Raw genomic sequence first — 20,931 nt, forward strand, 5'->3', positions numbered from 1 at the left:
GGAAAGATGAAAAAGACAAAAAAAATAGTGATAGCTGCAGTGGCAGCGCTGATTATTGTTCTGGGAGCGGCAGCAGGGGTGATTTTTTTCTTTCAGCAGGAAGCGTCTGAGGCAGTTGTTCAGGAACAGGTGGAAGAAGCAGATCCAGTTGAGGCTGAAGAAGAATATCAGACACTCCAGGGAGAGGCTGTAACACAAGCTGAGGATCCTGTTCAAAACCAGGTGGATTTTGAAGCGCTTCAGGAAATAAATCCAGATGTCTATGCCTGGATCCAGATACCGGGGACAAATGTGAATTATCCCATTTTGCAGTCTGTTACGGAAGCTGATGACTATTATCTGAACACAACAATTGATGGGAAAGCAGGATATCCAGGTTCTATTTATACTGAAAAATATAATTCAACTTCCTTCACGGATCCGGTGACGGTGGTATATGGACATAATATGAAGGAAGGAACTATGTTTGCGGATCTTCATAAATATACGGACAGAACATTTTTTGACAGTAATCCCTATATTTATATTTATCTGCCGGACAAGACTTTGAAGTATCAAATTTTTGCGGCAGTGGCTTTTGATGACCGTTATATACTAGGAAATTATAACTTCCAGGATAAGGATGACTTCCAGAAATATCTGGACGAGCTGAGAAGTTCCATTGACGGAAATGTAAATCTTGATGTGCCGGTTAGCCAGGAGAGCAAAATTCTGACGCTGTCTACTTGTATCGGAGAGTATCCTGATCAGAGATGGCTGGTAAATGCTACACTGGTGGGGGAAAATTGAGAAGATTTACGAAGTGTATAAGAATGTCTGGTATATCAAGACATTTTTATAAAAAATCCCAGGAGAAGAAAGGAGAAAAAGATGGGAATGAAAAATCTGAAAAAGGTGGCAGCGTTTATTGCTGCAACAGTGCTTTGCATGAGTATGAGTATGGGAGTGTTGGCTTCCAGCCCTACAGATCCGGACCAGATTCCAGGTATTTCTTACGGAATGTCTTTGGATAATGAGGATGGCCCAAGTATCAGCGCAGTAGCGGTATCTAAAGATCTTAGTGAAGAAGTTGAAGCAATCTTACAGGACAAAAACCAGATAAAGGATATCCTTATAAATGCCGGATATGAGGTAAAAGACGATCAGGATATTACCGTTATTGCAGCTTCTGATATGGAGCTTATCGATCCCAGAAATGGTGAAAAAGTAGAGATCCCAGAAGGGGGTACAGACTTTGAATTTTATCTGGGAGCTGATTTGTGGAGTGGACTTTCCAACCCGAATTTAGAGGGAATCAAAAATAATGATACTCTTTATATCCTGCATCAGAAAGCTGATGGAACCTGGGAAGTGCTGGAAGCTACAGCAGTCGTAGAAACATCTGGTGACGTTACGACCTATAAAGTAAAAGCACATTTTGACAGCTTCTCTCCAGTAGCGATCATTAAAGTTATGTCCAACGGTAAGATTACAGTCTTGGATAAAAATGGTAATGAAACAGGTACAATTACAACAACTGAAGCCAATAAAGGTGATAAGGTAAAAGGTGAATCTGTAAAAGTTGTAAAGACAACCGCAGAGAAGAAATCTCCGAAGACAGGTAATTAAGACCTTTGCTTTTTAAGGTTAAGACATTCTGTAATGGAATGTTTTAATAAATCATGTCACACAAAATAGAGAGGAGAAAGAAAACAATGAGCAAAATAAAAAAAGCAGCTGCAGTTGTTGCAGCAGCCGTACTTTGCATGAGCATGAGTATAGGCGTATTCGCATCCAGCCCAACAGACCCAGAGCAGATTGTTAATGACGGAAATACATTAACTTTTAATCCCATTTGGGGAGCAGCAGGTACAGACAAAGACGGAAATAAGGTTACTGCATACAGTATGAAAGAACTCAGTCAGGAAGTTAAAGAAATCTTAAGCGATGACGAGAAGGTAAAAGATATTCTTAACCAGGCTGGATATACTGTAAAAGACGGACAGGATATTACAGTTATTGCAGCAGATGATCTTAGTCTGGTTGATGGGAATTTTGAAGAAACAGAAATGCCGGAAGGCGGCGTTGACCTTGAGATAAACTTGGGAAGTACTAGCCACTTTTTTGATGGAACTGAAGAATATACATATACATATGGAGATATTCAGGGCCTAGAAGAGGGATCTACCGTATATGTGCTTCACCAGAAGGCTGATGGAACTTGGGAAGTCCTGGAAGGAACTGTGAAGGTAAAAAGTGGGGAGAATTTGTACGGAGGAAGCTGGACAGATTACTATGTAACTGCTCATTTCGATAGCCTTTCACCTGTAGCTATCATCAAGGTTATGTCCAATGGTGAAGTGGTGGTTCTGGATAAAGAAGGAACACCAACAAATACCATCGAAATAAATCCATCTAACAAAGGTGACAAAGTAAAAGGAGATTCTGTGAAGGTTGTTAAGACAACTACAGTTAAAAAATCTCCAAAAACAGGTAATTAATTTTACAATCTAAAATATTATTAAGAAGTAAATATTTTGTGTGATAATACATGGCAGCAGAGACCCATTCATCTCTCAGAGGATGCAATGGGTCTCTGTGTGTTAGAGGAACAATATGAAGTTTATAAACAATTATAAAAAAACACTTGCCTGGATTCTTACTGCCTTTATGGTGGTCTATCCTTTTCTGATGTATCTTCATGTGGCGAGACCGGAAGGAATGGAATTAATTTATTTCGCTAAAAAGTCAAAATTTACAGTAGACCTTTTTTACTATAATAAAGAGGTTGTTTTATTTGTTTTTGCCTTGTTCTTGCTGGCGGCTATGGGTTTGGGATTCCTGGCTTACTGGATTCTTGCAGACAAATTGCCGGAAAATCTTTGGAAAGGCAGAAAGCTTTGGGCCGCCTTGGGACTTTATTTCTTACTGAATGTGTTGTCCTGTATATTTTCCCAGTATAGGGAGTATGGATTTATGGGCCTGAGTATTGACTATGAGGGCCTGGCTGCAATTTTTGGATATATGGTGCTATTTATCGGCGGATTTTTTCTTTTTGCCGGCAAATGGGGAGAAAAACTTTTGATATGGAGCATCCGGCTGCTGAGTCTGCTGCTTACAATTGGAGCAGTGGCCGAACTTGTCTGGGGGCCTGCCTTTAATATAGAGTCAGTCCAAAAGGTTCTCACACCAGAAAGATATCAGCACCTTTTGGAAAATATTTATCTGGATTATAATGGGAGTGTGGCGCTTACTTTTGGAAACCCTGGATTCTTTGGGGGATTTTGCGCACTGCTATTTGGAGTAATGACTGCTTCCGCTTTGACCGAAAAATCTACAGGTGCAAGAATCTTGGACGGGATTTTAGCTGGAGGTCTGTTTTTTGATGTTTTTGTATCCGATTCTTCAGGTGCATTTTATGCGTCTGTGATTACTTTGCTCGTAGAAGGAATACTGCTGTTTTCCAAGAAAATTTGGAAAAACTGTCTGCAGGCGGCAATCATCATGACCGTCTGTGTCCTTATTCTACTGATAGCCCCAGGTAGCTTTACCCAAGGGGAAAATTTATTAGGGAATGTAAAAGAATCAGTGGTCAATAGTCAATATGAGAAAACTTCAGAAGTATTCACTGTAGAAAAAATACAGTTGAACCAGGGAATTCTTTCTGTGGAAGGAAAGCAGAGAGATTTCCAGGTAGAAGTTCTGAAAGACGCTGCAGATCTTACAATAGAGGACTTTCGATTCAGCGATGAAGAGAATACGGAGATTCCATTAGAAGCTACATTGGAAGGAGCAAGACTTTCAGGAGAATATGAAAAAATTTCTCTATCAGTTGTGGGAAGAGTCCTCTCTTTGGATTTCGGATATCAGGACCCGGTGGAGTTCTATGTACAGGATGGACTTTTGTACTATGTGGATTTTAATGGCTCCCTACTTTCCAGGATTCCTCAGCCGGTTATTACTGGATTTGAACAATTTTATTCCCTTTTTACAGGGAGAGGTTATATCTGGATTTCCTCTATACCACTTCTTTGGGATGTAGTGGTTCTGGGAAGGGGAATCGGGACTTTTCCTTTTTACTATCCACAGTCAGAAGTAGCTGGTATGCTGAATGTCCATGGAAGCGCAGATTACTGTATTGAACAGGCCCATAGCTGGTATTTGCAGACGGCTGTAAGCAGCGGGCTTATTTCCCTTTTCTGTATGCTGTATATTTTTGCTTGGTGCTTTTTTAAAGGAGCAGGAAGACTGATTAAAAAGGAAACACCCTCAGGAAATTTGGAATATCTGCTTCTCTTTGGATTGCTGGCTTATGAGATTGCTGGATTGGTAAATAACAGCTGTGTAGCGGCAACAGCTTTTTTCTGGCTTATTTTAGGGTATACAGGGGGAAAATTGTTAAAGGGATAGATTTCACAGTCTGCAGTACAACATGGTGGTGCTTTTTGTGGAGTATAATATTTGTAGATTTTTCCCTTTACAACCCAATCTCCTTATGCTATACTCAAAACGTTGGAAACAGCCGTGGTTCAGGAATTGGAATCTCCAACCGTTTCTTAATCACCGGCGATTATTAAAAGTATATGGAGGAAAACAAAATGATTTCTAAAGAAAAGAAACAGGCTATCATGGCAGAATATGCAAGAACACCTGGAGACACAGGTTCACCTGAGGTACAGGTTGCAGTTCTTACAGCAAGAATCAATGAGCTGACAGAGCATTTAAAGGTGAATCACAAAGATCATCATTCCAGAAGAGGTCTTCTGAAAATGGTAGGTCAGAGACGTGGTTTACTTGCATACCTGAAGAAAAAAGATATCGAGAGATACCGTTCTTTAATTGAAAGGTTAGGTCTCAGAAAGTAATCAGATCAGGGTTGACGGGGCGGGAGAAATTCCGCCCTGTTTTACGCCATGAAAACAGCGGTCCGCGTGCCCTGTGCCGAGACCACTGAAAAGAACATTTGCCCCAAGTGCTTTTTTCAGTTGTTTCGGAGAGAGATGCAGGACCGCAATAAGTAAAAGGAGAAAAGATATGTATAAAAGTTTTTCAATGGAGCTTGCCGGCAAAACACTGACAGTAGATGTTGGTCGTGTGGCTAAGCAGGCAAATGGTGCTGCATTTATGCACTATGGAGATACTACGGTATTATCTACAGCAACGGCTTCTGATAAGCCCAGAGAAGGAATCGATTTCTTCCCATTAAGCGTAGAATATGAAGAAAAGATGTACGCAGTTGGAAAAATTCCAGGAGGCTTTAATAAGAGAGAAGGAAAGGCCAGTGAACATGCCATCCTGACTTCCCGTGTAATAGACCGTCCTATGCGTCCCCTGTTTCCAAAAGATTATAGAAATGATGTGACTCTGAATAATATGGTCATGTCTGTAGACCCGGAGTGTAATCCAGAGGTTGTGGCAATGCTGGGCTCTTCTATTGCCACCTGCATTTCCGATATTCCTTTTGACGGTCCCTGTGCCGCTACACAGATTGGTCTGAACAATGGGGAGTTTGTAGTTAATCCATCTCTGGCACAGAAGGAGATTTCCGAACTTCAGCTTACTGTAGCTTCTACCAGAGAAAAAGTTATTATGATCGAAGCTGGCGCCAACGAAGTGCCGGAAACTCAGATGATCGAAGCAATTTTCAAGGCTCATGAAGTGAACCAGGAAATCATTGCTTTTATTGATAAGATTGTTGCAGAATGTGGAAAAGAGAAGCACTCTTATGAGAGCTGTGCAGTTCCGGAAGAATTATTTTCCGCTATCAAAGAAATCGTTACTCCTGAAGAGATGGAAGAAGCTGTCTTCACAGACGAGAAACAGGTGAGAGAGGAAAATATCCGACAGATCACCGAGAAGCTGGAAGAAGCTTTTGCGGACAATGAAGAATGGCTGGCTGTTTTAGGAGATGCTATTTATCAGTACCAGAAGAAAACTGTCCGGAAGATGATCTTAAAGGATCATAAACGTCCTGACGGAAGGGATATCCGCCAGATCCGTCCTCTTGCAGCAGAAGTAGATATCGTACCAAGAGTACATGGTTCTGCTATGTTTACAAGAGGACAGACTCAGATTTGTACTGTTACCACTCTGGCACCTCTTTCTGAGGCTCAGAGACTGGACGGACTGGACGAGTTTGAAGTGAGCAAGCGCTATATGCATCACTATAATTTCCCATCCTACTCTGTAGGAGAGACAAAACCTTCCAGAGGCCCAGGACGCCGTGAGATCGGACATGGGGCTCTGGCAGAGAGAGCTCTGGTTCCCGTACTGCCAAGTGTAGAGGAATTCCCTTATGCTATCCGTACCGTTTCCGAGACTTTTGAGTCTAACGGTTCTACTTCCCAGGCAAGTATCTGTGCTTCTACGATGTCTCTGATGGCTGCAGGCGTTCCGATCAAGAAACCGGTTGCCGGTATTTCCTGCGGTCTGGTAACAGGAGAGACAGACGATGATTATATTGTACTGACAGACATTCAGGGTCTGGAAGACTTCTTCGGCGATATGGACTTCAAGGTGGCAGGAACTCATGAAGGAATCACTGCTATTCAGATGGATATTAAAATCCACGGTCTTACAAGACAGATCATTGAGGAAGCGATTGCCCGGACCAGAGAGGCAAGAGAATATATTCTGGATGAAGTTATGGCAAAATGCATTGACAAGCCCAGAGAGACTGTAAGCAAATATGCGCCTAAGATCATTCAGATTCAGATCGACCCGGAAAAAATCGGCGATGTTGTTGGTCAGAGAGGAAAAACCATCAATGCCATTATCGATGAAACCGGCGTAAAGATTGATATTGACGACAACGGCGGCGTTTCTATCTGCGGCACAGATCAGGCCATGATGGATAAGGCTGTGAAATATATCAATATCATTACCACAGATTTTGAGGAAGGACAGATTCTTACAGGAAAAGTGGTAAGCATTAAGGAATTCGGCGCATTTCTGGAATTTGCTCCTGGCAAAGAAGGAATGGTCCACATTTCCAAGATTGCGAAAGAGCGCATCGACAAGGTAGAAGACGTGCTTTCCCTGGGAGATGTTGTGAAGGTAGTCTGCCTGGGTAAAGACAGACAGGGCCGCATCAGCTTCAGCATGAAAGACGTGCCAAAAGAGAATTAAAAGAAAATTGAGGGGCTGCTGCAATGAACTATGTGCGGCAGCTCTTTTGTTTTAACAGATATCAGATAAGAAAAGAACTTTGAACAAGCCATGAGTAAGGAGAAAGATATGAGGAGAATCGCAAAATTCCAGAAGGTAACCTGGGAACAGTTCCGGGAAGGATGGCTGGGCGCCTTTCCGCAGACAGAGGAAGAAAAAATCCGGGAGATTTATGATGGGATCCGTCTTCCAAGAAGAGCCACTGCAGGAAGTGCCGGCTATGATTTCTTCAGCCCGGTAGATTTTGAGCTGAAACCGGGAGAAACTCTGAAAATGCCTACAGGGATCCGGGCCTGGATAGAACCAGACTGGGTATTGAAAATCTATCCCCGGAGCGGACTGGGATTTAAATACCGTCTTCAGTTAAATAATACAGTTGGTATCATTGACAGCGATTATTATTACTCAGATAATGAAGGTCATATTTTTATTAAGATAACTAATGATTCAAAAGAAGGAAAGACCGTTCAGGTAGAGGGGGGAACAGGATTCGCTCAGGGGATTTTTCTGGAGTATGGGATTACAGTGGACGATGATGCTACAGCAGTACGCAACGGTGGCATGGGCAGTACCACAGGAAAATAGGAACAAAAATCTTGCATATTATTTTGGGGTGTGTTAGAATGTTTTGAGACTCAAAGTAAATATGCAGAAGAGATTGAGAAGTGATTATAGAAATCCAGGAGGAGCATATCATGATTGTTGAACCTAAGGTCAGAGAGTTTATTTGTACTACTGCCCATCCCCAGGGCTGTAAAGAGAATGTAAGAGAGCAGATCGCGTATGTGAAAGAGCAGGGGATTACAGGGGGGCCAAAAAAGGTCCTGGTAATCGGAGCTTCCACGGGATATGGACTGGCAAGCAGGATCACGTCCGCTTTCGGATGTCATGCAGCTACACTGGGAATTATGTTTGAAAAGCCATCTAATGGAAAGAGAACAGCCACTCCAGGCTGGTATAACACAGCCGCTTTTGAGGAAGAGGCTGCAAAAGAAGGGGTGTATGCAAAATCCATTAATGGAGACGCGTTTTCAAAAGAAGTAAAAGAACAGGCGATTTCCATAATAAAGGAAGATCTGGGAAAGGTGGATATGGTAATCTACAGTCTGGCGGCGCCCAGAAGGACTGATGCCCAGGGGAAAATGTGGGTATCCACTTTGAAGACCACAGACAAGCCTTTTACAGAAAAGAGTCTGGATCTGCGGACAAATACCATTGTTACCAAGACAGTAGAACCTGCAGAAGAAGGAGAATTGGAAGGTACTGTAAAGGTTATGGGCGGAGAAGATTGGATGGACTGGATCGATGCGCTGAAAGCCGCCGATGTACTGGAAAAAGATGCAGTAACAGTGGCTTATTCTTATATCGGTCCGGAACTTACATATCCGATCTATTATGACGGAACCATCGGTCAGGCAAAACGCCATCTGACAAAAACTGCAGGAGAGATTAATGAGAAGTATGAGGATGTAAAGGCCTATATTTCTGTTAATAAGGCTCTGGTTACCCAGGCCAGTGCAGCAATTCCTATTGTGCCTCTGTATTTTGCTATTTTATATAAGGTGATGAAGGAACAGGGAACTCATGAGGGATGTATCCAGCAGATCGCCAGACTTTTCAAGGATAAGCTGCTGGTGGAACAGGTGCCTGCAGATGAAAAATACCAGATTCGTATGGATGACTGGGAATTAGATGATAAGGTCCAGAATCAGGTAATGGAGTGCTGGAAAAAGGTCACTACAGAAAACGTAGAAGAAGTTTCTGATATTGACGGATACTGGGAAGACTTTTACCATATGTTTGGTTTCCATTTTGATAATATTGATTATACAGAAGATACGGAAGTCCAGGTGGAAATCCCCAGCCTGAAAGCTGATGCCCAGTAGTAGAGGAGCATGAAGAAACAAAAGAAGAGGGGCTGTCGCATTAAATATTTAATGCAACAGTCCCTTTTAGGCAGAAGGAAAAATCAGTTTTCCTCCAGGTCTTTTTCACTTTTTAAATTTGCGATAAAGTCATGAAAGGCTTCAGCCGCCGCCATGTATTCATCTTCCCGCTCAATATTGCTGACAACGGGGTTGTCTCCATCTTCGGAAAAACGGAATAAATAAGTTTCTCCCTCAGGACTCTTTCCATTTTGGTTCAGAGGAACCAGAGCAATATATTCTCCGAAGCCCTCTACAGGAAAGGTAGTGAGAACGGCACATTCCAGTACCGTATCGTCTTCCAGAGTCAGTTTGATGGTAGGATTGGGAACTCTGGGAATGGTGCCGTTACTTCCGCCGGCACTGGAACAGTCGGCAGTACAGGAAGCACAGTCGCTGGGATTACATGCCCCGATATCAGTTGTATAGCTTTCTTCACTCATGTTTGGACCTCTCTCTTTTGAATTTCCTTAATATTTTATCAGATACTTACTGATAATGCAATGGCGCCTGGGGCTAAAAGAATTTGCATTTTCATATGGGGACACGTATAATGAAAATGATCATATATGAGATTCAGGCTGATTTCCGCTCTTTACAGGCAAAGAGCAACAGATACTTTTAATAAGGAGGTCCTTAAAAGTGAAAAAGGATACCACCCATATTATCCGAAGAGCAGAGCATTTTAAGACAATACTGACAGCAGAGGGATTTCTGGTAGGGATCATAGCCGGTCTGGTAGTGCTGCTGTATAGGGTTCTGCTGGAGTATGCGGGCAAAGCCATGACAGAGGTCCTTCAATATGCCCGTGAATACCCGGCTGCGGCAGCAGCATGGCTTTTTCTGCTGGTTGTTATGGCCTGTATTGTGGGAAAACTTGTAAAGTGGGAGCCCATGATCTCAGGAAGCGGCATCCCCCAGGTAGAAGGGGAGATGATGGGAAAGCTGGAGCAGGTCTGGTGGCGTGTTTTGCCTGCTAAATTCCTGGGAGGCTTTCTTTCTCTATTGGCGGGGCTTTCTTTAGGAAGAGAGGGACCTTCTATCCAGATCGGAGCAATGACAGGAAAAGCAGTGTCTAAGGCTTTGGACAGAGGAAAGACAGAGGAAAAATATCTGCTCACCTGCGGCGCCAGTGCCGGACTGGCAGCGGCTTTTCACGCGCCTCTGGCCGGAGTTATGTTTTCTCTGGAAGAAATACACAAAAACTTTTCGGTTTCTGTTCTGGTCTCAGTAATGACGGCTTCGATTACGGCAGATTATATTTCCGGACAACTTTTAGGTTTTCAGTCGGTATTCCAGTTTGATATAGGCCTGGAGATTGAGCCCCGGTATTACTGGCATATTGTGATACTTGGTGTGATCCTAGGCCTGCTGGGTGCTTTTTACAACAAAATGACAATGTGGGTCCAGGGCCTGTATTATAAGGCTAAGAGGCTGAATGAGACGACCAGACTTTTAATACCATTTCTTCTGGCCGGCGTTCTGGGACTTGCCGCTCCCCAGGTGCTGGGAAGCGGTCATGACCTTATTGAAACAGCTGCTGGAGGAGAAATGGTCCTGGGGACACTTTTAGGCCTGCTGGCCCTGAAGTTTGTGTTTTCTTTAATCTCCTTTGGCTCAGGAGCTCCAGGAGGAATTTTCTTTCCCCTTCTGGTCTTAGGAGCCCTTATCGGAGGCAGTTATGGAACCTTTGCCGCCCAATATATGGGACTGGATCCCTCCTATATCAGTAATTTCGTGCTTCTTGCCATGGCTGGATATTTTACTGCTATCGTAAGAGCGCCTATTACGGGAATCATACTGATATTTGAGATGACAGGGCAGGTAAGTCAGATGCTGTCTATGTCCCTGATTTCTATTACTGCATATCTGGTAGCTTCCTGGGTAAGGTCAGAACCGATTTACGAGAGCCTTCTGAACAGTCTGCTGAAAAGACGGGGACAGAAGGTAACAGAAAAAACAGGAGAAAAGATTTTACAGGAATTTGTAGTCTGCCATAACAGCCCGATCCACAATAAGATGATCCAGCAGATAGAGTGGCCCAGAAATTGCCTGATCGTGGCGGTGAGGAGAAATGGGGCAGAATTGATACCAAGAGGGAGAACCATACTCATGGCGGGGGACATCATTGTCACCATGGCTGATGAGTTGGATGCGCCGGCTGTATATGATTATCTGGAAAAGGCATGTACAGAAAAAAATAATAAGACTGATCAGTAATCCATGAATAAAAGAAATGAGGTGCCGGTTTGAACACAACAGAAAGAGAGAAGAAAGAAAAAGTACAGACTGTTCCGGGATGCTCCTGCTTTCCAGGAGTCCGGAAGACATCAGAAGGCTATGAATTTGCCCTGGAAGTTCCACGGGGAATGGAGGCTTCTCTGCTTTTATACAGGCAGGGAGAAGATACTCTGGAAATCCCCTTTCCGGAGGAGAGCAGGGAGGGAGAAATCCTCTCTGTAAGAGTAAAGGGAATCCGTGAAGAGATAAGGTATAATTTTCAGATAGAAGGAGAAGTGATCCAAGACCCCAGATCCAGGTATCTTTGCAATACCCAGGGATTCGGAGAAAAAGTTTCAGAGACTTTGTGCTGTGGATGGAAAACAGACCGCTATGTATGGAAAGCAGAAAAGAGAGAACCAAGATCTCTGGCAGATACTATACTCTATAAGCTTCAGGTCCGGAGTTTTACCATGCACAGAAGCTCCGGAGTACGGAAAAAAGGAACTTTTCAGGCAGTTGAGCAGAAGATTCCCTATCTTCAGGAACTGGGAGTTACAGCTGTTCTTCTGATGCCGGCCTATGAATACAGAGAGAGGATGCGGATCAAGCGCAGAGATCATCTGTACGGATATACAGAAGAGAAGCGAAAGAAAGAAGAAAATCCCAGGATAAACTGCTGGGGATATACGGGAGATGCCTGTTACTATGCACCTAAGTCTGCTTTCTGCGCTACCAAAAATCCTGTACAGGAGTTTAAACATATGGTGGATGCTTTCCATCAGAATGGTCTGGAATGTTTAATGGAATTTTACTTTGAGGAGGAGACTTCTCCTTCAGAGGCTCTGGAGATTTTAAAATACTGGAAGAGAGAATATCATATAGATGGCTTCCATCTTATGGGAAGAGGAATCTGCCAGGATGTCTTTATGAAAGACGCCTATCTCTCAGGAACAAAACTTTTCTTCCATGATGTAGACGGGGAAGCAGTATTGGGAGGAAGGAAGCTGACCTATAAAAATGTGGGAGAATATAATGAAGGCTTCCTTTACTGCATGCGCCATATGTTAAAGGGCGATGAGAATATGATGGGAGAATTTTTATTCCGTATCAGAAGAAATCCCCCATATAACGGGGTGATCAATTATATGGCGGATCAGGATGGCTTTACTATGGGAGATATGGTGGCCTATGAAGAGCGGCATAATGAAGAAAATGGGGAGAACAACCAGGATGGACTGGAATACAACTGCACCTGGAATTGCGGGGCGGAAGGACCTACCAGAAAACAGAATATCCGGCAGCTGCGTTTCCGCCAGCTGAAAAACGCTTTTGCTATGCTGATGTTTTCCCAGGGAACCCCTATGATCTTCCAGGGAGACGAGTGGGGAAATTCCCAGAGGGGAAATAACAATGCCTGGTGCCAGGACAATGAATTAGGCTGGGTGGACTGGAGAGGCATGAAAAAGAACGGAAAGCTTCTGGACTTTGTAAAAAAGGCTGTTTCCTTTCGGAAACAGAATCCCCTTCTCCATATGGAAACCGAGCCTAAGGGAACGGACTATAAGGCCCTGGGATATCCGGATATTTCCTATCATGGAGAACAGGCCTGGTATCTTGACCGGGGCAGCAGTCAGAGATATCTGGGAGTTATGTACTGCGGAGATTATGCGGGACAGGACAGAGATTTTATCTTTCTGGCCTGTAATTTTCACTGGATGCCCCATGAAATAGCCCTTCCGGGGGCAGCCAAAGAGATTTCCTGGAGAAAGATTATGGCCACAGACCAGGAAGAGAGCAGGGAATTTGAACCGGAAGAGAAAGTTTTGAAAGAGAAAACCATAGAAATTCCACCAAGAACCATTATAATTTTAGCAGGAAAGCAGGATGAGAAAGCATGCGGGTCTGGCAACATTTTAAGACGATTACAAGGCACAAGCTTTTAGTAATGAAATACTGTTTTAAGATAGGGCTTTATAAGCAGGGAATCCTTCACGACCTGTCCAAATATTCCTGGACAGAGTTTTCTGTGGGATGCAGATATTATCAGGGAAACAGAAGTCCCAACAATGCAGAGAGAGAGGCCACAGGCCTTTCTACCTCCTGGATACACCATTACGGAAGAAATAAGCATCATTTTGAACATTGGGTAGATTACGGCATTAACTGTGACACAGTAATCCGGGGAGTGCCTATGCCCAGGAAGTATATTGCAGAGATGGTCATGGACCGTATCAGCGCTTCCAGAAACTACCACCCGGATACTTATACAGATGCTGCTCCATTGGAATATTTCCTGAAAAGCAAAGACAAGCTGTGGTTTGTCCATGAAAAAACAAACCGAGATTTGGAGATGCTCCTTCGGATGCTGGCCGAGAGAGGGGAAAGAGAAACACTGAAATATATCAAGCATGTTTATTTGAAAGGAAAGTAGAAAAATTATGACAATGCAGTTAGAACAGGTTTTGGGAATCATAAATAACCTGTGGCAGCAGATACCTCAAGAATATTTGATCATTTTTACTTTTGGCGGAGCAGGTTTTGCTCTCCTTAACTGCTTCATGGGATATCGGTTAAGAAAGGTCTGGGGATGCCTGCTAGGTCTTCTGGCAGGAGGGGCAGGAGGCACTGCAGTAGGCTATTATGTCCTGAATGACTGGGTGCTGGCTCTGGCAGCCGGAGCAGGATGTGCTCTGATCGTCTGCTTTCTTGCATGGGTTTTTTATAAACTGGGCGTCTTTGTAATGTGTACCGGCCTTATATATTTCATGGTCATTACTTTCATGGAAAGTCCTTCTACAATGAATCATCTGATCGCTCTTGTGATCGGTGTTTTTGCAGGAACTCTGGCACTGGGATATGAGCGTCAGATGGTGATCGCCATTACGGCTCTATGCGGTGGTATCGGCGGTATGGGGCTGCTGCTGTCTATGGTAAATGTTGATTCCAGTGCAGCTCATCTTTTACTGGGACTGGTACTGGCGGCTTTTGGGGCCTTTGTACAGTCACTTCCGTACATGAGCCGGAGAAATTCAGAGGCTCCTCTGACAAGACGAGGAAGCAGAGGTCTGCCGGGACGGAAGAAAAAGGTGGTAAAGAAAACTGTACATCACAGAAGTGGCGGCAGCAGGAGATACCAGGATACAGAGAAAGAATCTGAAAAAGCAGATCCTAAGAAAACCGATTCTAAGAAAACCAAGCCTAAGAAGGATCACTTTGACGCAGAAGACTATGACGATGAGGACCTGGAAGAAATCTATGAGGCCAGAGAAAAGGAAAGGCAGAAGCTGAATATGGACAGAACCCAGGAATATGTTGTGGGTCAGAAACAGTACGAAAGGCCTAAGCCAACGAATAATTACGGAGCGCAGCCAGGAGTAGGGATTGACTTGGACGATCTGAACCGGGAGCTTTCACGGGAAATCCAGAAGATATATAATGACGAGAATTCTGGGCCGGATAATTGACAAAGAAAAGGAATTACTGTATACTTAGAAAAAGAATATTTTGTATATCAAAATATTTGAAATGAAAAGTAACACGATAACAGAATAGAGGTAAAGCTATGACAGCCAGAATTGTCGGTACGGGGAGCTCAGTTCCCGTCCATAAAGTAACAAATGAAGATTTGTCCAGAGTGGTAGAGACCAATGATGAATGGATATCCAGCCGGACAGGGATCAAAGAGAGAAGGATTGCCGGGGAAGAGTCTACAGTTTCCATGTCTGTTTCGGCGGCGAAAAAAGCTCTGGAGGATGCAGGGACGGACCCTCAGGACCTGGACCTGATCATTGTGGCCACCTGTTCACCGGATTATTTTTTCCCAAATACAGCCTGCTGTGTCCAGGAGGCTGTGGGAGCAGTAAATGCAGTGGCCTTTGATCTCAGCGCTGCCTGCTCAGGCTTTCTTTTCGGGCTGAATACGATTCAGGCTTACATGAAAGCCGGGATTTATAAAAAGGCATTGCTCATAGGAGCAGAAACCATGTCAAAACTCATTGACTGGGAAGACAGAGGTACCTGTGTGCTCTTTGGGGATGGTGCAGGAGCTGCGGTGATACAGGCAGAAGAGACTGGCATGATTGATATGGTCCAGTATTCTGACGGACAGCAGGGACCGGTACTTACCTGTAAGGCCAGGGAAACCAGCAACTTTTTATTCCCTAATGAGCAGAAAGCCGATCATATTTATATGGAGGGACAGCCGGTATTCAAGTTTGCCGTAAAAAAGGTCCCTGAGTGTATCAAAGCTCTTTTGGATAAGACAGGAACCTCAAAAGAGGAGATTAAATATTATGTTCTCCATCAGGCAAACAGCAGGATCATCGACAGCGTTGCAAAGAGAATGAAAGAACCGGAAGAAAAATTCCCTATGAATCTCCATTTTTATGGAAATACATCAGCGGCAAGTATTCCCATTCTCTTAGATGAGATGAACAGGAAAGGCATGTTGGAAAAAGGCGACAAGATTATCCTTTCTGGATTTGGCGCAGGATTAACCTGGGGAGCTTCTCTTCTGGAATGGTAAAGAAAAGTATAAAACGGCATGGAACAGAACTTTGAAAAATTTCAGAAGTCTGTTTCATGCCGTTTTTTCATGCTTTTTAAAGAATGATCTCCATTCCTACTTTCTGAGGCTTCAGACCACAGGACTGATAGAAGTTCATGGCGCTTTCGTTGCAGCTCCATACGTTAAGTGTCAGGTTATAGCAGCCATGTTCCCGTGCAAAATCCAGAGCAGCCTCATAAAGCATCCGCCCAATATGATGGCCCCGCATAGTTTCATCCACACACAGATCGTCAATATACAGAGTTTTAATATCGGTCATAATATTGTGGTCTTTATATTGCTGAAAAATACAGAAAGCATATCCCTGCATACAGTCATTTTCATCTACTGCCGCCAGAATGGGGCGGCTGGTATCCCGGAGAAGGACTTTTAATTCTTCGTCGGTATACTTGCTTTTTCCGGCCTTAAATAAATCTGGTCTTCCCTTGTGATGGACCATAGCCACCTGGGCCAGCAGACTGTGGATCCTTTCTATATCTTTTTCCTGAGCCATACGTACTTTCATGGGCTTCTACCTCTTTTCTTTCAGTTTCATCAGTTCTTTTCCATTTTAGCACTTTCCAAAAGAAAAGTCATTAAGAATGGGGCCTTATAAACAGTTTTTCATTACCTCATATGTTCCCAGGGTCTGAATGTTCTCCAGGATTCTTGTTACTTCTTCTTCAAACCCAGGGATTTCTGTTAAATCTTTTCCCCAGAAGTCTGTGTTTGTGCAGACAGCATGTACCAGATCTTTTGCACTGCTGTCTCTATGCTGATAATAGAATTCCAGAACAGAAGGATCGTCAGAAAGAGATCATATGCGCATGGGATTTATTGCAGATAAGCTTACAGGGGTTCCGAAGAAAATCCTGGAAATCGTCATTGACCTGGCAATGGGAATTGACCGCAGGCCGACAGAGGAAGAATAGGAAAGGAGATAAAATATGAGTACAGCATTACTTTCAGGTTTAATTATTCTGGTACTGCTGGTGATCATGCTGATTGCCGGTGTACCTATTGCAGTTGCCCTTGGAATTTCCTCCATTTGCGCAATCCTGCCTGTTATGGATACCAGTGTAGCAGTTCTGACAGGAGCCCAGAGAATTTTCTCCGGTATCTCTGTGTTCAGCCTGCTGGCCATTCCCTTCTTTATCCTGGCAGGAAATATTATGAATAAGGGCGGTATCGCAGTCCGTCTGATCAACCTTGCAAAATTAGTTACAGGACGTGCTCCCGGAGCACTGGCACACACAAACGTTGTAGCTAATATGCTTTTCGGCGCCATTTCCGGTTCCGGTACAGCGGCAGCTTCTGCTATGGGTTCCATCATCGGTCCTATTGAGAAGGATGAAGGTTATGACCCGAACTTTTCTGCAGCAGCCAATATTGCTACGGCTCCTACAGGGCTTTTAATCCCTCCCAGCAATGTTATGATTACCTTTTCTCTGGTAAGCGGCGGCACATCTGTGGCGGCTCTGTTTATGGCCGGCTATATCCCGGGTATCCTCTGGGGACTGGCATGTATGGTGGTGATCTATTTTATCGCCAAGAAAAAAGGCTACAGAAGCACCAGCAAGTTTACCGGAAAAGAAAAGATTAAAGTTCTCCTTGAAGCAATTCCCTGCCTGCTGCTGATCATAATCGTTATCGGCGGTATTATCGGCGGAATTTTTACAGCAACCGAGGGGTCTGTGGTAGCAGTGGTATACAGTCTGCTCCTGTCTCTGTTCGGCTATAAATCCATTAAGCTCAAAGAGATCCCTCAGATCCTCAAGGAAAGCGCAGAAATGACAGGTATCATTATTTTCCTCATCGGCGTTTCCAGCATTATGTCCTGGGTTATGGCTTTCACCAACATCCCGTCACTGGTTTCTGAGGGCCTGTTGGCTATCAGCGACAATAAATTTGTGATCCTGTTTATTATCAATATCATCCTGCTGATCGTAGGTACTTTTATGGACATGACACCGGCCTGCCTGATCTTTACACCGATTTTCCTGCCGGTATGCACAGCCCTGGGAATGAACACCATCCACTTTGGTATTATGATGATCTTCAATCTTTGCATCGGAACCATTACACCTCCTGTGGGAACTACTTTGTTTGTAGGTGTTAAGGTAGGAAAGGTGAAGATTGAGACCGTATTCCGCCAGCTTCTCTGGTATTTCCTGGCTATCTTTATCGTGCTCATGCTGGTAACTTATATCCCCCAGCTCAGTCTGTGGCTGCCAAGTCTGATGGGCTACGTATAAAGTCAGTACAAACCAGTTTTTAGAACTTTTCGTAAATCTTACAGGATATGTTGACAAATACCTGAAAAATTTTGTAAATTATTATAAAAGGAGGTTTGTATTATGAAACCATTTATGGATAAGGATTTTTTACTGAGCACAGAGACAGCCAAAGAGCTGTACCATGATTTTGCAGCACAGGTTCCTGTATTGGATTATCATTGCCATATTAATCCTCAGGAAATCGCAGAAGACAGAAAATTTGAGAACATTACCCAGGTATGGCTGGGAGGCGACCATTACAAATGGCGCCAGATGCGTTCCAACGGCGTGGAAGAGTATTACATTACCGGAGATGCACCGGACAGAGAAAAATTCCAGAAATGGGCGGAAACTCTGGAAAAAGCTATCGGAAATCCTCTGTTCCACTGGAGCCACCTGGAACTCCAGAGATTTTTCGGTTATACCGGCGTTCTCAACAGCGAGACAGCAGAAGAGGTATGGAATCTGTGCAATGCAAAGCTTCAGGAAGATTCTATGAGCGTGCGGAACCTGATTAAACAGTCCAATGTTACCCTTCTGTGTACCACAGATGATCCGGTAGACGACCTGAAATGGCATAAAGTGATTAAAGAGGACGAGTCTTTTGACGTACAGGTTCTTCCGGCATGGAGACCGGACAAAGCTATGAATCTGGAAAAACCGGGCTATCAGGAATATATCCGGAAGCTGGCAGAAGTTTCCGGCGTAGAGATCAAGACCTTTGCAGATCTGAAAGAAGCCTTAAAGAAGAGAATTGACTTCTTCCACAGCATGGGCTGCCTGGTTTCTGACCATGGTCTGGACTACGTGATGTATGTGCCTGCTTCTGAGGAAGAGGTAGAGAAGATTTTCCAGGGAGCTTTAGCCGGAGCACCTGTTTCCAAAGAAGACGCTGCCAAGTTTAAAACAGCTTTTATGCTGTTCCTGGCCCCGGAATACGGGGAAAAAGGCTGGGTAATGCAGCTCCATTATGGCTGTAAGAGAGATAACAATAAGGCTATGTATGCAAAGCTTGGCCCGGATACCGGATTTGACTGTATCAGTAATTATACACCGGCTGATCAGCTGGCAGATTTCTTAAATGCAGTCAACGACACAGGAAAGATGCCGAAAACGATTATTTACAGCCTGAATCCGGCAGATGATGAGACTATCGGAACCATTATCGGCTGCTTCCAGAACAGCGATGCGATCGGAAAGATCCAGCAGGGTTCTGCATGGTGGTTTAATGACAATAAGACCGGTATGATGAAACAGATGACATCTCTGGCAAACCTGGGACTGCTGGGCAACTTCATCGGAATGCTGACAGACTCCAGAAGCTTCCTGTCCTATCCGAGACATGAGTATTTCAGAAGAATTATGTGTGAACTGATCGGGGGATGGGTAGAGAACGGAGAATATCCGAAAGATATGAAGAATCTGGAAAAGATCGTGAAAGGTACCTCCTACAACAATGCAGTGAGATATTTCGGATTTGATCTGGAAACAAAATAAGGACTTGAAAGGGGGCGGCTCCCGGAAGGAGCTTTGCCGCTGAATTATAATTATAACAGAGAAGAGAAAGAACTGCTGCTGCGGCCCTTTCTCTTTTCTGTTTTCTATGGATTTTATGAAGGATTTTCTACTGTTTCTTTAAGAACACTCAGTTCTTTGGCGGCCTCTTTTAGATTTTCACGGATGGAAAGTCCCTGAGGACAGACTTCTTCGCATTTTCCACACTCATGACATTGATCTGCCCGTTCTTTTTCAGAAAGATCTTTGAAATATGCCTGCTCTGCCTTGGCCTTGTTTCCATACATGGCCAGCTCGTTCCAGATATGGAAATTCTTTGGAATGTTCACACCGAAAGGACAAGGCATACAGTAAGCACATCCGGTACACCCGTTTTTAGTCCTCTGTTTTATACGTCTGGAAACTTCTGATACCAGCTCTTTTTCTTTGAGGGAAAGAGGGCGGAAGGGGTGAAATGTCCGAAGGTTGTCTTCTACCTGTTCCGGAGTGGACATACCACTTAAAACTACTTTTACGTTGGGTTTGCTTGCCACCCAGCGGAGAGCCCAGGAGGCTGTGCTGGCTTCCGGATTATAGTCTGCAAAGGGAGCGACGACCTCTTTGGGAAGAGAGGCCAGAGAACCGCCTTTTACAGGCTCCATGATCACCATGGGAATTCCAAGCTCTTCAGCAAGGTCATAACCCTTGTCTCCGGCCTGGATGTCAGTATCCGCATAATTGTACTGGATCTGACAGAAGTCCCAGTCTCTGTAGGTAAGGATAGTTTTAAAGGTTTCAAAATCGTCATGGAAAGAAAAACCGAAGAAGCGGATCTTTCCCTGTTTTTTCATTTCTTCCATATAAGATATAACATCCAGATTCAGTGTTTTTTCCCATTTTTCCTTGTCCAGACAGTGAAGAAGATAAAAATCTATGTAATCTGTCTGGAGACGGTTCAGCTGCTCCTGGAAAATCCTCTTAACATCATCTATGGAATGAATATCCCACATAGGAAGTTTGGTGGCTAAAAAGAAACTGCTCCGATCATACTTTTTTAAGACTCTGCCAACGAAAGGTTCACTGTTTCCGTTGTGGTAAGGGTAGGCAGTGTCTATGTAATTTACCCCTGCCTTAATAGCGGTATCCAGCATTTTTTCGGCTTCTTCTTCACAGATTGAGCCATCTGGATTTAAGGGGAATCGCATGCAGCCAAATCCCAGAAGAGAGGTAGAAACCCCTAATTTTTCCATTTTGCGATATTCCATATCGGCACCTCCTGATATTCATCTTTAAAATACATAAAGAAATTTCTTCTTTCTGC

18 protein-coding genes are annotated in these 20,931 nt (G+C 43.9%); 15 read left to right on the forward strand and 3 right to left on the reverse strand.

The features are described 5' to 3' along the window. Positions 1 to 6: 6 nt before the first annotated feature. The 8 genes from srtB to fabV all read left to right on the forward strand — a co-directional run bounded on the left by srtB (position 7) and on the right by fabV (position 9,032). Complete coding sequence (srtB, locus tag B5G00_RS01500; RefSeq protein WP_087267393.1) at positions 7 to 789, forward strand: class B sortase; 783 nt, start codon at positions 7 to 9, stop codon at positions 787 to 789. 81 nt (positions 790 to 870) lie between these two features. Beyond that, positions 871 to 1,608, forward strand: a complete 738-nt coding sequence (locus B5G00_RS01505) for a hypothetical protein (RefSeq protein ID WP_087267396.1) — start codon at positions 871 to 873, stop codon at positions 1,606 to 1,608. 86 nt (positions 1,609 to 1,694) lie between these two features. After that, the gene (locus tag B5G00_RS01510) at positions 1,695 to 2,480 is read left to right on the forward strand and encodes a hypothetical protein (protein WP_087267399.1); all 786 of its coding nucleotides are present in this window, start codon (positions 1,695 to 1,697) and stop codon (positions 2,478 to 2,480) included. Positions 2,481 to 2,595: 115 nt separating this feature from the next. Beyond that, on the forward strand, positions 2,596 to 4,389 hold the full coding sequence (locus tag B5G00_RS01515; protein ID WP_087267402.1) for an O-antigen ligase family protein: 1,794 nt from the start codon (positions 2,596 to 2,598) through the stop codon (positions 4,387 to 4,389). A 188-nt stretch (positions 4,390 to 4,577) separates the two neighbouring features. Next, positions 4,578 to 4,844: a 30S ribosomal protein S15 gene (gene rpsO, locus B5G00_RS01520; protein WP_087267405.1), complete on the forward strand. Its 267-nt coding sequence runs from the start codon at positions 4,578 to 4,580 to the stop codon at positions 4,842 to 4,844. A gap of 169 nt (positions 4,845 to 5,013) precedes the next feature. After that, positions 5,014 to 7,107 carry a polyribonucleotide nucleotidyltransferase gene (locus B5G00_RS01525; RefSeq protein ID WP_087267407.1) on the forward strand — a complete coding sequence of 698 codons (2,094 nt, stop codon included), beginning with the start codon at positions 5,014 to 5,016 and terminating at the stop codon, positions 7,105 to 7,107. A gap of 108 nt (positions 7,108 to 7,215) precedes the next feature. Continuing rightward, a complete protein-coding gene (locus B5G00_RS01530; protein WP_087267409.1) occupies positions 7,216 to 7,731 on the forward strand; it encodes a deoxyuridine 5'-triphosphate nucleotidohydrolase in 516 nt (171 codons plus the stop codon). Between the two features lie 110 nt (positions 7,732 to 7,841). Next, a complete protein-coding gene (gene fabV, locus B5G00_RS01535) occupies positions 7,842 to 9,032 on the forward strand; it encodes an enoyl-ACP reductase FabV (protein WP_087267412.1) in 1,191 nt (396 codons plus the stop codon). Positions 9,033 to 9,115: 83 nt separating this feature from the next. Here the strand turns inward: fabV and B5G00_RS01540 are convergent, their stop codons facing one another. After that, positions 9,116 to 9,514: a DUF1292 domain-containing protein gene (locus B5G00_RS01540; RefSeq protein WP_087267415.1), complete on the reverse strand. Its 399-nt coding sequence runs from the start codon at positions 9,512 to 9,514 to the stop codon at positions 9,116 to 9,118. A gap of 199 nt (positions 9,515 to 9,713) precedes the next feature. On the opposite strand from B5G00_RS01540, the gene B5G00_RS01545 reads away from it, so the two are divergent. The 5 genes from B5G00_RS01545 to B5G00_RS01565 all read left to right on the forward strand — a co-directional run bounded on the left by B5G00_RS01545 (position 9,714) and on the right by B5G00_RS01565 (position 15,819). Beyond that, positions 9,714 to 11,291, forward strand: coding sequence for a ClC family H(+)/Cl(-) exchange transporter (locus B5G00_RS01545; RefSeq protein ID WP_087267418.1), 1,578 nt, complete (start codon positions 9,714 to 9,716; stop codon positions 11,289 to 11,291). Between the two features lie 29 nt (positions 11,292 to 11,320). Beyond that, the gene (locus B5G00_RS01550; protein WP_087267421.1) at positions 11,321 to 13,237 is read left to right on the forward strand and encodes a glycogen operon protein GlgX; all 1,917 of its coding nucleotides are present in this window, start codon (positions 11,321 to 11,323) and stop codon (positions 13,235 to 13,237) included. Beyond that, a complete protein-coding gene (locus tag B5G00_RS01555; protein WP_087267424.1) occupies positions 13,189 to 13,725 on the forward strand; it encodes a DUF5662 family protein in 537 nt (178 codons plus the stop codon). Before B5G00_RS01550 ends, B5G00_RS01555 begins: the two co-directional genes overlap by 49 nt. Positions 13,726 to 13,732: 7 nt before the next feature. Next, on the forward strand, positions 13,733 to 14,758 hold the full coding sequence (locus tag B5G00_RS01560) for a hypothetical protein (protein WP_087267427.1): 1,026 nt from the start codon (positions 13,733 to 13,735) through the stop codon (positions 14,756 to 14,758). Positions 14,759 to 14,856: 98 nt separating this feature from the next. After that, positions 14,857 to 15,819 (forward strand): beta-ketoacyl-ACP synthase III, encoded by a 963-nt coding sequence (locus B5G00_RS01565; protein WP_087267430.1) that lies wholly within the window; start codon positions 14,857 to 14,859, stop codon positions 15,817 to 15,819. A 76-nt stretch (positions 15,820 to 15,895) separates the two neighbouring features. On the opposite strand, the gene B5G00_RS01570 is transcribed toward B5G00_RS01565, so the two are convergent. Beyond that, a complete protein-coding gene (locus B5G00_RS01570; RefSeq protein WP_087267433.1) occupies positions 15,896 to 16,366 on the reverse strand; it encodes a GNAT family N-acetyltransferase in 471 nt (156 codons plus the stop codon). Between the two features lie 421 nt (positions 16,367 to 16,787). On the opposite strand from B5G00_RS01570, the gene B5G00_RS01575 reads away from it, so the two are divergent. Both B5G00_RS01575 and uxaC read left to right on the forward strand, forming a co-directional pair. Next, positions 16,788 to 18,095 (forward strand): TRAP transporter large permease, encoded by a 1,308-nt coding sequence (locus B5G00_RS01575; RefSeq protein WP_087267436.1) that lies wholly within the window; start codon positions 16,788 to 16,790, stop codon positions 18,093 to 18,095. A 102-nt stretch (positions 18,096 to 18,197) separates the two neighbouring features. Further along, a complete protein-coding gene (gene uxaC / locus B5G00_RS01580; protein ID WP_087267439.1) occupies positions 18,198 to 19,613 on the forward strand; it encodes a glucuronate isomerase in 1,416 nt (471 codons plus the stop codon). Between the two features lie 113 nt (positions 19,614 to 19,726). Here the strand turns inward: uxaC and B5G00_RS01585 are convergent, their stop codons facing one another. Further along, positions 19,727 to 20,875, reverse strand: coding sequence for an aldo/keto reductase (locus B5G00_RS01585; protein WP_087267442.1), 1,149 nt, complete (start codon positions 20,873 to 20,875; stop codon positions 19,727 to 19,729). Positions 20,876 to 20,931: the final 56 nt, after the last annotated feature.

This window comes from Blautia sp. An46, from assembly GCF_002161645.1.
Lineage (GTDB): Bacteria > Bacillota > Clostridia > Lachnospirales > Lachnospiraceae > Blautia > Blautia ornithocaccae.

What these genes read in the sequence shown, in the direction of transcription:
- srtB (WP_087267393.1), top strand. Translation starts at nt 7, where the DNA reads ATGAAAAAGACAAAAAAAATAGTGATAGCTGCAGTGGCAGCGCTGATT.
- B5G00_RS01505 (WP_087267396.1), top strand. Translation starts at nt 871, where the DNA reads ATGGGAATGAAAAATCTGAAAAAGGTGGCAGCGTTTATTGCTGCAACA.
- B5G00_RS01510 (WP_087267399.1), top strand. Translation starts at nt 1,695, where the DNA reads ATGAGCAAAATAAAAAAAGCAGCTGCAGTTGTTGCAGCAGCCGTACTT.
- B5G00_RS01515 (WP_087267402.1), top strand. Translation starts at nt 2,596, where the DNA reads ATGAAGTTTATAAACAATTATAAAAAAACACTTGCCTGGATTCTTACT.
- rpsO (WP_087267405.1), top strand. Translation starts at nt 4,578, where the DNA reads ATGATTTCTAAAGAAAAGAAACAGGCTATCATGGCAGAATATGCAAGA.
- B5G00_RS01525 (WP_087267407.1), top strand. Translation starts at nt 5,014, where the DNA reads ATGTATAAAAGTTTTTCAATGGAGCTTGCCGGCAAAACACTGACAGTA.
- B5G00_RS01530 (WP_087267409.1), top strand. Translation starts at nt 7,216, where the DNA reads ATGAGGAGAATCGCAAAATTCCAGAAGGTAACCTGGGAACAGTTCCGG.
- fabV (WP_087267412.1), top strand. Translation starts at nt 7,842, where the DNA reads ATGATTGTTGAACCTAAGGTCAGAGAGTTTATTTGTACTACTGCCCAT.
- B5G00_RS01540 (WP_087267415.1), bottom strand. Translation starts at nt 9,514, where the DNA reads ATGAGTGAAGAAAGCTATACAACTGATATCGGGGCATGTAATCCCAGC.
- B5G00_RS01555 (WP_087267424.1), top strand. Translation starts at nt 13,189, where the DNA reads ATGCGGGTCTGGCAACATTTTAAGACGATTACAAGGCACAAGCTTTTA.
- B5G00_RS01560 (WP_087267427.1), top strand. Translation starts at nt 13,733, where the DNA reads ATGACAATGCAGTTAGAACAGGTTTTGGGAATCATAAATAACCTGTGG.
- B5G00_RS01565 (WP_087267430.1), top strand. Translation starts at nt 14,857, where the DNA reads ATGACAGCCAGAATTGTCGGTACGGGGAGCTCAGTTCCCGTCCATAAA.
- B5G00_RS01570 (WP_087267433.1), bottom strand. Translation starts at nt 16,366, where the DNA reads ATGAAAGTACGTATGGCTCAGGAAAAAGATATAGAAAGGATCCACAGT.
- B5G00_RS01575 (WP_087267436.1), top strand. Translation starts at nt 16,788, where the DNA reads ATGAGTACAGCATTACTTTCAGGTTTAATTATTCTGGTACTGCTGGTG.
- uxaC (WP_087267439.1), top strand. Translation starts at nt 18,198, where the DNA reads ATGAAACCATTTATGGATAAGGATTTTTTACTGAGCACAGAGACAGCC.
- B5G00_RS01585 (WP_087267442.1), bottom strand. Translation starts at nt 20,875, where the DNA reads ATGGAATATCGCAAAATGGAAAAATTAGGGGTTTCTACCTCTCTTCTG.